Genomic DNA, 11,689 nt, shown 5'->3' on the forward strand with positions numbered 1-11,689 from the left:
GATAGCGTGCGATTGCCAAATCGAACAATTGCAAACCCTGCCGATTACAGTGCTTATCAACTACAGTGCTTATCAACTACAATGCTTGTCAATTATAAAACCTGCAGTGTCCTAGCTATAACTAAAAAAGCAAAGCACAACGCTTTGGCTGTACTTTGCTTCTATGATATTTGAACAGGCACTGCTAAAACCTAAAAGTCGCTAATTAGCTACTTATTAGCGACGCGACTGTTGATATAGAGGCGTAACTTTTGGCATCAATGACTGTAACTCTGCGATACGGCTACTGCTTGTTGGGTGAGTGCTGAGGAATTGTGGTGGCTCACCTTGGCTTGCTTTTTGCATTTTTTGCCACAGGGTAACAGCCGCCTGAGGGTTATAACCTGCACGTGCCATCAGCTCAAGACCGATCTGATCGGCTTCGCTTTCTTGAGTGCGACTGTGGGGTAGGCTCAAGCCTAAATTACCAGCAGTACCTGCTAGCTCAGCCTGTCCTTGTGATAGGCCGAATATACTGGCAGCCAGACCGATACCAGTTTGGGTTGCATACTCGCGTGATAGACGCTCGCGTGAATGCTCACGCAATGCATGAGAGATTTCATGACCCATAATGGCAGCAATCTCATCATCAGTAAGGTTCAAACGATCGATGATGCCTGAATAAAACATGATCTTACCACCCGGCACCACAAAGGCATTTAGATCGTTAGACTTAATGGTGTGTACTTCCCATTGCCACTTGGCTGCATCTGCGCGATAGACGCCAACTTGACCAACTAAGCGGTTCGCAATATTTTTTAAGCGGTTTAGCTGAGCGGTGTTGGTATCTAGCACACCTTTTGATTTTGCGTCTTGTATTGTTTTGGCATAGCTTTGGGCAGATAGTGCCAATACTTGCTCACTAGACACCAATAGCAACTGCTGACGATCAACACCAACCGCGCCAGTACTGGTCGTACTGGTACAGCCAGTCAAGGTCAGGGCTGACAACGAAGCGGCCATTACCGTCGTACTCAATAACTTCTTCATAAAAATATCCTCTCTATAAGATGGAAAAACATAAAGCCAAACAAGTTAAAAAACAGTGCAGCAGATGAGGGAGCCGTGTTTATTAATCTTTTAGTAGTGCTTATTCATCTGCTTAAACAGTAAAAGTCTACCTTAACTGCCATTGGACATAAGTATAATAATGTTAACCACCTAAAACCAAGATAGGAAAAGTAACAATAAAGCGTATGATTGTAAGTGCGATATCTTTTTATTAGAGTGAAAATAGTAAGTTTTTACTTTATCGATTGTCTTATGACCAATATAAAGCTGAAGGGAGTAGAGCCTAGGCTTAAAGTTCTATAATTAACGTGAAATATTTTTAATTCAATTAAAATTAATTCCTGTTTTTAAATCAATTGCTTATGTTTGTTTATCCGATAAAAAGGGCATTTAGCTAAAAATATTAGAAATAAATTCTAAAAAAGGTGTTGACACCCACAGAATATTTGCTAAAATAGCCAGCCTATCGAGACGGAGTAGTTGTTAACAACGCTACGGATTGATACTAAGCGGGAATAGCTCAGTGGTAGAGCATAACCTTGCCAAGGTTGGGGTCGAGAGTTCGAATCTCTTTTCCCGCTCCAAATATGGCTTGAAAAAGCGCAAAAAGCCTCACTTCACAGTGAGGCTTTTTTTTATGTGTAAAATCTGTCCTAAGTCAGCTAATAGCGAAAACATAGAAATCAAAAACTAAAGCTAACTATCAGCAAGACAGAGATTATCGATATTGAAGAATAGATGCGCACCCCGAATACCTGAGCAAACTAAACCTATAGCAACATAAGGGCATCCAATGCCACCAAAACCCCTCACATTAATCAGTGCCAAGCTCGCCTTTATCATATCCGCCATCGTCATCGGTATCATGGGTATCACCATGATCGGCTTTGGCTGGGTGCCGCACCTGTCTCTTATATTGGCTATCTGTGTGCTACTGGCTATCGGTATGTATAAAGGGCTCAGCTTTGATGACATGCAAGCGCAAATGGCCTCAGGCGTCATGCGCGGTATTGGTGCCATCTACCTGTTCTTCTTTATTGGACTGATGGTTGCGGCTTTGATGATGTCGGGTGCGATTCCTACACTCATGTATGTAGGTTTTCAGCTTATCTCACCTGAGTACTATTATATCTCTGCCTTTATCTTGACCTCTATTATCGGTATTGCCCTAGGTAGTAGTTTGACGACTGCAGCTACTTTGGGCGTGGCGTTTATTGGTATGAGTAATGCGTTTGATGCCAATGTGGCGATAGCAGCGGGGGCAGTGGTATCAGGTGCGTTCTTTGGCGATAAGATGTCGCCATTATCTGATACCTGTACTATTGCTTCCTCTGTCGTTGGTATCGATCTGTTTGAGCATATTCGCAATATGATGTATACGACAGTGCCTGCATGGATACTGACAGTCGTCTTATTTTGGATGTTCTCAGGACAGACGACCAGTGCTGATCTGAGTCAAGTAACCATATTGCAAGGTCAGCTGATAGACAGCGGTTTGGTACATGGATATTCGGTACTACCGTTTATGGTATTGGTTGGATTGGCATTGTTTCGGGTCAATGCGATTTATACGATTATCTGTACGATTGCCGCGGCATTGATCATTACTTATGTACACAGTTCACCAAGTTTTGGTCAATTGGGTGGTTACTTGTTTGCAGGCTATGCCCCTGCTGAGTCATTAGAGTTGGGTGAGGTAGGTGGTATGCTGTCACGCGGCGGTGTACAGAGTATGTTCTTTACTCAGGCGATTGTGATACTGGCATTAAGCTTAGGTGGTCTATTAACGGCACTGGGTATTCTGCCAGCACTGCTATCTGGTATTAAGGACACATTGACGACTTCAGGACGAGCGATATTTGCGGCAGCGATGTCGGCACTAAGCATTAACGTACTAATCGGTGAGCAGTATTTGAGTATTCTATTATCAGGTACGGCCTTTCGCTCGACGTTTGAGCGCTTACATTTACATCCTAAGAATCTGTCGCGGACGATTGAGGATGCAGGAACGGTGATTAATCCATTAGTGCCTTGGAGTGTGTGCGGGGTGTTTATCAGTCAGGCGTTAGGGGTGCCGGTATTAGACTACTTGCCTTATGCGTTCTTCTGTTATTTGTCACTGCTGCTGACGCTGCTATTCGGGTTTACGGGGCTGACGATTAGTCGGGTTAAAGAAGGGAAGGTGACTCAAAACCAGTAACAATTGATATCGTTAGAGATAATAAGAGTGTTGATTAATACTGATCCCAGTACGGATTGTCACCGAATTGCTCTGCAATAAAATCAATCAAGTAACGACAACGCTGCGACAAAAAACGATTCTTTGGATAAACAGCATAAGCGGTTAGGGTTGGCAGTTGATAGTGTTGGAATACAGGTACAAGCTCGCCCAGCGCCAGTTGTTTATAAGCAATAAAAGTCGGCACAAAGGTAATGCCATGTCCTTTGACTGCCAAATCTACTAAGAACTCACCATTGGTGGCTTTGATTTTGGCATCTATCGTACGATGATGACTTCTGCCTTCAGTATCCACCAAGTTTATACTATTGGTTTGACCGAGACTGTATTGCAAAAGCGCATGGTTGTCTAAATCGTCTAGCGTCTCAGGCATGCCCATTCTTGCCAAATAATCGGGACTGGCGCAAATCACACAACGAATCAATGCCAATTTTTTTGCTTGATAGCTAGAATCTTGTAGCTCGCCGATTCGAATAGCCAACTCATAGCCTTCTTCAATCAAATCGATACGTCGGTCAGAAAAATCCAGATCGAATCTCAGATTGGGATGTTTATTGGCGTATTTATCAATCACATCGTTCAGATGCATGAGTCCAAAGGACAACGGCGCTGTCATTTTTAGCGTACCTTCAATACGCATGGGAGCGTCAGTAGCATGCTCATTGACAGCGTCAACCGCACGCAAGATATTATTCACTTGCTGATAATATTGCTCACCAGCTTGCGTCAACTTAGATTGGCGGGTAGTACGGCTGATTAGTTGACTGCCTAAACGCTCTTCCAATTCTTTAAGTCGGCGGCTGACGGCTGATTTTGCAATATTTAACTGCTCAGCAGCTTTAGTAATACTACCTGCCTCAACAATGCGTACAAACATCGCCATGTCTTCTAATTGACCCATTATCGATGCCTCATGATTGTTCTTACACCAAGAACTTATATTTGTGATTATTGCTGTTTATCCCATGCTAGTCAACGCCTATAATCGCGCTATTCTCTACTTAGAGACATGATTAAACACACTTTTGGAGCATTATTATGGACAAGTTACAGCAATTTAGCGCACCGCTCGGTCGTCTATTATTATCAATCATTTTCATCTTTGCAGGCATTGGTAAAATCACAGATTATGCGACTACTCAAGGCTATATGGAGTCAGTAGGTGTGCCTGGTATGTTACTACCATTGGTAATCGCGTTTGAGGTACTAGGTGGTATCGCTGTCTTGCTAGGTTATAAAGCTCGCCCAATCGCTTTCTTGTTCGCCGGGTTTAGCATCGTGTCAGCTATTCTTTTTCATCAGTTCTGGGTTGATGAATCACAGATGATCTCATTTATGAAAAACATTTCGATCGCAGGTGGGTTTTTGATGATTTTTGCTCATGGTGCGGGTGCTTACTCAATAGACAATAAGCGATAAACAATCAGTAACTGATCTACCTCTTATACGCTTACGAAGAACAATCATGAATGGGTACTTTTAAATAAAAACAGTCATGAACATTTTCACAGAACATTTCAACAGCAGACAGTTTTTTATATAAACATAACTTAAAGTAATTTATATAAAGTTAGCTGTGCTAATATATGTAAAAAATCTATATTACGTTAAAACCGCTCTGATTGTTCTATAAAAAAGAATAGTTAATTGCATTTAGTGTTGTTTATCTATGTAGAATTAATAATTATAATAAGCCTATTGTTTAAATAGATTAATCGATAATAAGTATATAGAGGATTAATCTGTTGATAGCTAAGGATAAATAATGAAAACAATCTATCATGCAGCAGACTCACGTGGCGATGCCAATCATGGCTGGCTTAAAAGCAGGCATACCTTTAGCTTTGCCAATTATCATAATCCTGAGCGTGTGGGGTTTGGTGCCTTACGCGTTATTAATGATGATTTTGTCATTGGCGGTCAAGGGTTTGGCAAACACTCGCACCGTAACATGGAGATTATCAGTATTCCTCTATCCGGCAAGCTCGCTCATGGCGATAGTATCGGCAACGAGGGCGTCATAGAAACTGGTGAGATTCAAGTGATGTCAGCGGGTACAGGCATTACCCATAGTGAAATGAATGGTGACGATGCAGAGGCTGTGAGGTTTTTGCAGATTTGGGTGATACCAAACAAAATGGATGTCGCACCGCGTTATCAGCAGGTACATATGGGCGATATCATGCGACCTAACGAGCTTAGCCAAGTGCTGTCACCTAATGCCGATGATGCAGGTGTTTGGATTCATCAAGATGCTTGGTTTAGCATGGGTGGTTTTGACGAAGGTATATCGCAAACTTATCAGTTAAATGACTCTAACAACGGTGTCTACGTATTTGTCATCAGTGGTGAAGTCGTGATAGATGGCCAAGTCCTGTCTATTCGTGACGGCCTTTGCATTTGGGATATTCAGAGCTTTATGATGGACGCAACAGTAGCTAGCCGTGTGCTAGTGATGGAAGTACCGCTATTTATGTAGTCAAGAACAAAGCTCTTTATCAATTAAAGCATTTATATCAATAACCATTAACGCTAAAAATTATTTTTATTAATAACTATTTTACTAACAACATGGAGAAACACTATGTCAGATTTAACAACACTACAGCAGCTTGCAGAGAAACGTCGTTCTATCTATGCGCTAAGCAACCAACTGCCAGTAGCTAACGACGAAATCGTGAAAATAGTTGAGCATGCTATTTTGCACACGCCATCGTCGTTTAACTCGCAATCAACGCGTATCGTTGTATTGTTCGGCGATGACCATCGCAAGTTGTGGGATATGACCGAAGATACATTACGCGAAATCGTTGGTGACGAAGAGAAGTTCAAATCGACCAAAGAGCGTGTCAATGGTTTCCGTAACGGAGCTGGTACGGTGCTGTTTTTTGAAGATCAAGCAGTCGTTAGAGGCATGCAAGAAGCAGCGCCACTATATGCTGACAACTTCCCAATCTGGGCAAGTCAAACCAGCGCCATGCATCAGTATGTTATCTGGACGGCACTAGCCAGTATCGATGTTGGCGCAAACTTACAGCACTACAATCCAGTAATCGATCAAAAAGTAGCCAGCGCTTGGGATATCGACAAAGACTGGACGCTAAATGCACAATTGGTATTTGGAACGATTGAGCAGCCAGCGGGAGAAAAAGCATTTAAGCCAGTCGAAGAGCGTATGAAAGTGTTTGGTGCGTAAGATAGAGTAGTCTATTCTATATAACCCCAAAAGCTTAATAGTCCCAAAATATCAATATTCCTAAAAGCTTACGTAAAAAAAGCGCCACTCAGTAATATCTGGGTGGCGTTTTTTTATTGGCGACATTCTTTTGTTGAGGGTGAGAATTGTAGATTTTATCGAATAGCCTACAGCTAAGCTAAATTCCTGCAGAAATTACGCAGAGATTAACGACTATTTACGTTGCATCAAACTGTTAGCGACCCATGCTGGACCGATTAATAAAAACTGTAAATCTTTAAAGAAAGAAGGTTTTTTACCTTCGATTTTATGCCCAATGAACTGGCCAATCCATGCAACGACAAATACCGCTGCCCACGCTTTAAAGCCCCATGGCATCGCTGCCATCACTGATAGACAAATAAGAATAAACATTCCCATTGCTAAAAACAGTGGCGTAGATAAACGCATATAAAACAGTAATACCAGTGCGCTTAGTACTAAGGTAAACCATACGGATAGCGACATGCCCATGCCTAACAGGCTGACAAAAATGGTTGGCACACATAGCCAATGGATTTTTTTATTGACCAAGTTTTGGTGACTGACAGAGTACTCACTAAGCCACTGCTCTAGCGTACGTTTAGACATTTTGGGTTGACGAGACATACTAACCTCCCTGTTAGTAAATAAGATAAGTAACTGATACTAGCTAATGGACTCGCTACTGATCTCAGTATGAATATGATTGTTAATATCAGTTGTAGCACTAATTGCGCCTGTCTACCATGTTATCTGATAGACGGCACAGTCAAGTTCACTCGTACTATTGATACTATATCAGCAAGATTTTATTCAAACTCCCAAGGGTTCTTTTCTACAAGAAACACATTATCCTTGCTCGCTGCGATGCCATTCATAAAGGCCGATAAAGGCGTTTACTTGATACACCATAGTCTGAATAGCAAAGATATAGTTACCAGACATCAGATTCACAATGAGCCAGACGAAGTTGACGATGATCCATAACCACCAGTTAAACGAATAACGCAGAATCATCGCTGCCTGAGCGGTAATAGAAAGCACAAAGGCAATCACATTAATCCAAAAGAAAGAGATAAATCCCAAAAACAGACTACTATCATCTTCTACGACCGCATAGCCGTAGCTCGCTAATAAATCATTTATCGTAGGAAAAAGGGCAAGGCCAATGACGATAAATGCAGCGGTGATTAACCAAACAGCTTTACTCGCTGACTTGGGTATCATGTCGCCATCAGGGTCGGTGTGCTTTGACCAATAAAAAATACCGTAAACATGGGTAAAAAAGTTAAATAGTGGAGCAAGCATTAAGCCTACTGCGCCAGACGTTGTCTGTACGATGACTTCGCCTGCGGTTGCCCCCATACCAAAGCCATTGCCCATGACGTTTTTGCGGAATGATAACGAGACCACGCAAACCAAACCAATAAATGAGACTGCTAAGTAAAACCAATCAAGCGTGGTATGGTCTGTCGTGAGCCAAAAGCCTGCGGATAAGGCAATGACACCGCAAATAAACCAAATAATAATCCATTGCATCGCCCATTTTCCGGTGATGTTGTCCAATAGCTGAATACGCATCGCTTTTCCCCTAAAGTAAATACTGATGTCAATATAGTGCTAACTACCATGTGCTAGTTAAATAACGTGTGCTAGTTAGATAACATATGCTAATTGAATAAATTATTATAAATATGCTCAGTACAGTTTATGATTTATTGCCATAGATATATTGATCAATCAATAACAATGCTTGCTGATAGCGAGCATCATAGTCAGGCTGGTCAATCATATGCGGCGTAATATCGTGACGCGCAAAAATATCTATCAAACGCTGCTCAAAGCGTCCACGCGCTTCGGGTGTACCCAAAGATCGCATACCATCATCAACCCATGGCGTATTGTTATCTAACATAATGGTGTGGTCTAAACGAAACTCATCAATACAAGCAGCCACAAAGGGATGCGTGCGACCCTCATACTCTTCACAAAATGCTTGCGTAGTGACAAAGTCAGTATCAACGATGGTGATAGGGGCAGTTGCATTGGCTTTAGCTTCTCGGATTGCTTGAGCATGATCAAGACAAATCGGGCCATAATCACTGTACTGTAATCCAACCTCGCTACCACCCAAATCTGTACCGACATACAGACGCCCCATTTCTAAGGCAAAGCTAGCACCATAATAATTGGCCAGCTTATGGACTAGCGTTGTCTTACCTGAGCTTTCCCCGCCGACGATAGCAACAGTCTTAGTATAGTCGGCGCGTGCTTGTGGGTGAAGTGCTGACCAATGGGCAACTGGATCACGCGCAATTGCATAAGAGTCAAACTCAGACTGTAGCGGCGTAGTAACGACTGGCAAAAGCAGCTGCTCTTGTATGTCATTGTGAGTGAGCGGATGGTTGTCCGCCATAAACAATACAGTCTCTGCTGATAGTGATAAGGCGTCTATCAAACGTTGCAATTTGGCATTACTAGCAGCGACATCGATACTGACATCATCGCTAGTGTTATACAGATGTTCGTGCAGCGGTAGCTCGATCTCATGAGTAGTATGGATATGAATAAATGGCAAGTCGGCACAGGCCATCTGTAGCCAACGCGCTTTGTCTTGTAAGGTGATAGTAAAATCTGGATGAGGCGATGGATGCGCCATAATGACGATATGTAAGGTTTTGGCTTGTCCTGCTGCATCCAATATGCTGCGCATCTGCCCTAAGTGCAGGGGCTCGAAATGTCCAATCATCAATCCAGTGTCGTACATAGTTATCCTTATTATTTTTTATTTTAATCTCAGTGTTCCATGTCTATTCCAAAGAATACAGCTAATACTGTCTAAGTTAAATGATCCAAAGTAGACATTTATTAAGAACAGTAATACCAACCACGTTCTTTACTTCTACTATTCTTCGTAAAGGTATTTTTATCTAATAGTTGAGCAGTGTCCTAGTTTTCATCATAGAACATCTGAAAACATAAGTTGCTTATCAGCATGGTATAAAGGTTTTGGATGATTTGCAGGTGGGTTATTGTAAAAATGAGGTATATCTCACGTACACGGAATCGCAGGTTTTTTAATCGAGGGTTCTTTTAATCGAGTAAAATTGGTTAGCTAAAAGGTTATTCAGATTATCAAAAGTTTGACTCGATTTTAGCGTTATAAAGCAAGCTTATCTCTTTGATTAAATTAAAAATAACAAGATATGTAAAGCGAAATTGCAAGGTTATAGCAACAAAGATGATTTTGAAACATTTTGAAATAACTATTTAAAATCAGGGGCTTGCATGGTGCTATGACAGATTAGGGTAAGCTTGAGTAGCATAAACTCACAAAGTACTGCTATACCTTCAACAGATAAATCCTGAATTATTGATATACTGATCCGTAAGTTAGCAAAGCAAGATAATGTTTTAGCTAAACACTTAAGATAACTAGAAATATAGAATAAAAAAATAGACAAGAATAGAAAATAGAGAGGTATTTGATTTGACTAAGTTAGCAAAATTACATCGCTCACCAAACAATCGCATGATAGCAGGTGTGATGGGTGGCATTGCAGAATATGCTGGTTGGTCGCCAACATGGGTGAGAGTATTATTTGTCATTATCTCATCGTTAAGCGCAGCAGTACCAGGCATTTTGATTTATATCATCCTATGGATAATTATGCCAAAAGCCAACAATCAGTCTTATCAATAATAGAATTCTGATAATTATTTTTAAAATTAGCTTTTTTAAAATTAGGTTTTCTGAACCAGTTAAAGAGTCAAGTTTAAGTTAGACGTAATTGTTAAAAACAGTAGACCTCCGAAAAATAAAAAGCCTGATCAATCAGGATGCCCAAGATACAATTTTCCTCCTGCCCGAATGCTAGCGCATTTGGGTATTTTTTTATTTATTGTATTAGTACGACTTCTATGATGATTTGCCTGAAAATACGCTATATAACCGAGGTTTTGTGCCCACTATGCAAATTTAGTTGATGTAAATATGGATAAAATAGTCAATTTTTAGTAAGGTGAGCAGGCAGATAGAGTCGTTGCCGAATAGGTCGCGCGTGCGCTATCAGAGATTTATTTAATAATACTCATTTCACAGTGGCTTTACTATGAAAACCGAAACTATGACATCCCAAGCGATAACCCCGATGACACAAGATAAAGACTCTCAACCGATGACTTTTCAAGATTTAATCTTAACTTTGCAAAATTATTGGGCCGATAAAGGCTGCGTGGTATTGCAGCCTTACGACATGGAAGTCGGTGCAGGTACTTTTCATACCGCGACGTTTTTGCGCTCGTTAGGTCCTGAGCGCTGGAATGCGGCCTATGTACAGCCATCACGTCGTCCTACTGACGGGCGCTATGGTGATAACCCGAACCGCCTGCAGCATTATTATCAGTTCCAGGTTGTATTAAAACCAAATCCACCGAACATCCAAGAGCTGTATTTGGACTCACTACGAGCCATTGGTATTGATCCATTGGTGCATGATGTGCGCTTTGTAGAAGACAACTGGGAATCGCCAACGCTTGGTGCATGGGGACTTGGTTGGGAGATTTGGCTAAACGGTATGGAAGTCACGCAGTTCACATACTTCCAGCAAGTCGGCGGTATCGAGTGCTTCCCAGTCACTGGCGAAATCACTTACGGGCTTGAGCGTTTGGCCATGTATGTACAAGGCGTTGATAGCGTTTATGATTTGGTCTGGGCAGACGGTGAGTTTGGCCGTGTCACGTATGGCGATGTCTTTCATCAAAACGAAGTCGAGCAGTCTACCTACAACTTTGAGCACGCTGATGTGCCAATGATGGGCGAGATGTTTGATTTTTATGAGCAACAAGCCGACAAATTGGTCGATGCAGGATTGCCATTGCCAGCTTATGAGATGGTATTAAAAGCATCTCATGCGTTTAACTTGCTTGATGCACGTGGCGCTATTTCAGTGACTGAGCGTCAACGTTTTATCCTACGTGTGCGTACGCTTGCTCGTAAAGTTGCCTTTGGTTATGTTGAAGCTCGTGCCAAATTGGGCTTCCCGTTGGCTGATGAAGAACATCGCCAAGCCGCACTTGATAAGTATTTACCAAAAGAAGACGTGGCAGCAGACACCTTAGCAGCAGATGGCGTAGCAAAAGAAAATACTGACACTAACCAATCTACTAACGATAAATAGGAG

11 protein-coding genes and 1 tRNA gene are annotated in these 11,689 nt (G+C 41.7%); 7 read left to right on the plus strand and 5 right to left on the minus strand.

Going from position 1 to position 11,689, the window contains the following annotated elements:
- Positions 1–216: 216 nt before the first annotated feature.
- The gene (locus CXF60_RS10245) at positions 217–1,029 is read right to left on the minus strand and encodes a M48 family metallopeptidase (RefSeq protein ID WP_102091855.1); all 813 of its coding nucleotides are present in this window, start codon (positions 1,027–1,029) and stop codon (positions 217–219) included.
- 530 nt (positions 1,030–1,559) lie between these two features.
- Between CXF60_RS10245 and CXF60_RS10250 the strand changes: the two genes are divergently transcribed.
- Both CXF60_RS10250 and CXF60_RS10255 read left to right on the plus strand, forming a co-directional pair.
- Positions 1,560–1,634, plus strand: a tRNA-Gly gene (locus tag CXF60_RS10250).
- 209 nt (positions 1,635–1,843) lie between these two features.
- The gene (locus CXF60_RS10255) at positions 1,844–3,250 is read left to right on the plus strand and encodes a Na+/H+ antiporter NhaC family protein (protein WP_102091856.1); all 1,407 of its coding nucleotides are present in this window, start codon (positions 1,844–1,846) and stop codon (positions 3,248–3,250) included.
- A gap of 34 nt (positions 3,251–3,284) precedes the next feature.
- Here CXF60_RS10255 and CXF60_RS10260 read toward each other — a convergent pair whose 3' ends face one another.
- Positions 3,285–4,190 carry a LysR family transcriptional regulator gene (locus CXF60_RS10260; RefSeq protein WP_101205745.1) on the minus strand — a complete coding sequence of 302 codons (906 nt, stop codon included), beginning with the start codon at positions 4,188–4,190 and terminating at the stop codon, positions 3,285–3,287.
- A 137-nt stretch (positions 4,191–4,327) separates the two neighbouring features.
- On the opposite strand from CXF60_RS10260, the gene CXF60_RS10265 reads away from it, so the two are divergent.
- The 3 genes from CXF60_RS10265 to CXF60_RS10275 all read left to right on the plus strand — a co-directional run bounded on the left by CXF60_RS10265 (position 4,328) and on the right by CXF60_RS10275 (position 6,485).
- Entirely contained in the window at positions 4,328–4,708 is a 381-nt protein-coding gene (locus CXF60_RS10265) for a DoxX family protein (protein WP_102091857.1), read from the plus strand.
- Positions 4,709–5,054: 346 nt separating this feature from the next.
- On the plus strand, positions 5,055–5,768 hold the full coding sequence (locus tag CXF60_RS10270) for a pirin family protein (RefSeq protein WP_102091858.1): 714 nt from the start codon (positions 5,055–5,057) through the stop codon (positions 5,766–5,768).
- A 105-nt stretch (positions 5,769–5,873) separates the two neighbouring features.
- Positions 5,874–6,485: a nitroreductase family protein gene (locus CXF60_RS10275; RefSeq protein ID WP_057761493.1), complete on the plus strand. Its 612-nt coding sequence runs from the start codon at positions 5,874–5,876 to the stop codon at positions 6,483–6,485.
- Positions 6,486–6,698: 213 nt separating this feature from the next.
- Here CXF60_RS10275 and CXF60_RS10280 read toward each other — a convergent pair whose 3' ends face one another.
- The 3 genes from CXF60_RS10280 to nadR all read right to left on the minus strand — a co-directional run bounded on the left by CXF60_RS10280 (position 6,699) and on the right by nadR (position 9,273).
- On the minus strand, positions 6,699–7,133 hold the full coding sequence (locus tag CXF60_RS10280; RefSeq protein ID WP_102091859.1) for an Mpo1 family 2-hydroxy fatty acid dioxygenase: 435 nt from the start codon (positions 7,131–7,133) through the stop codon (positions 6,699–6,701).
- A 222-nt stretch (positions 7,134–7,355) separates the two neighbouring features.
- A complete protein-coding gene (gene pnuC, locus CXF60_RS10285; RefSeq protein ID WP_102091860.1) occupies positions 7,356–8,087 on the minus strand; it encodes a nicotinamide riboside transporter PnuC in 732 nt (243 codons plus the stop codon).
- Between the two features lie 127 nt (positions 8,088–8,214).
- Entirely contained in the window at positions 8,215–9,273 is a 1,059-nt protein-coding gene (gene nadR, locus CXF60_RS10290) for a multifunctional transcriptional regulator/nicotinamide-nucleotide adenylyltransferase/ribosylnicotinamide kinase NadR (RefSeq protein ID WP_102091861.1), read from the minus strand.
- A 723-nt stretch (positions 9,274–9,996) separates the two neighbouring features.
- Between nadR and CXF60_RS10295 the strand changes: the two genes are divergently transcribed.
- Entirely contained in the window at positions 9,997–10,209 is a 213-nt protein-coding gene (locus CXF60_RS10295) for a PspC domain-containing protein (RefSeq protein WP_101205751.1), read from the plus strand.
- A gap of 475 nt (positions 10,210–10,684) precedes the next feature.
- Positions 10,685–11,686, plus strand: coding sequence for a glycine--tRNA ligase subunit alpha (gene glyQ, locus CXF60_RS10300; protein WP_227679301.1), 1,002 nt, complete (start codon positions 10,685–10,687; stop codon positions 11,684–11,686).
- Positions 11,687–11,689 lie beyond the last annotated feature (3 nt).

The organism is Psychrobacter sp. 4Bb (genome assembly GCF_002836735.1).
GTDB lineage: Bacteria > Pseudomonadota > Gammaproteobacteria > Pseudomonadales > Moraxellaceae > Psychrobacter.

Bases quoted from the DNA above. Each gene is read 5' to 3' on its own strand.
- CXF60_RS10245 (WP_102091855.1), bottom strand. From the start codon at position 1,029: ATGAAGAAGTTATTGAGTACGACGGTAATGGCCGCTTCGTTGTCAGCC.
- nadR (WP_102091861.1), bottom strand. From the start codon at position 9,273: ATGTACGACACTGGATTGATGATTGGACATTTCGAGCCCCTGCACTTA.
- CXF60_RS10260 (WP_101205745.1), bottom strand. From the start codon at position 4,190: ATGGGTCAATTAGAAGACATGGCGATGTTTGTACGCATTGTTGAGGCA.
- CXF60_RS10275 (WP_057761493.1), top strand. From the start codon at position 5,874: ATGTCAGATTTAACAACACTACAGCAGCTTGCAGAGAAACGTCGTTCT.
- CXF60_RS10280 (WP_102091859.1), bottom strand. From the start codon at position 7,133: ATGTCTCGTCAACCCAAAATGTCTAAACGTACGCTAGAGCAGTGGCTT.
- pnuC (WP_102091860.1), bottom strand. From the start codon at position 8,087: ATGCGTATTCAGCTATTGGACAACATCACCGGAAAATGGGCGATGCAA.
- glyQ (WP_227679301.1), top strand. From the start codon at position 10,685: ATGACTTTTCAAGATTTAATCTTAACTTTGCAAAATTATTGGGCCGAT.
- CXF60_RS10255 (WP_102091856.1), top strand. From the start codon at position 1,844: ATGCCACCAAAACCCCTCACATTAATCAGTGCCAAGCTCGCCTTTATC.
- CXF60_RS10270 (WP_102091858.1), top strand. From the start codon at position 5,055: ATGAAAACAATCTATCATGCAGCAGACTCACGTGGCGATGCCAATCAT.
- CXF60_RS10265 (WP_102091857.1), top strand. From the start codon at position 4,328: ATGGACAAGTTACAGCAATTTAGCGCACCGCTCGGTCGTCTATTATTA.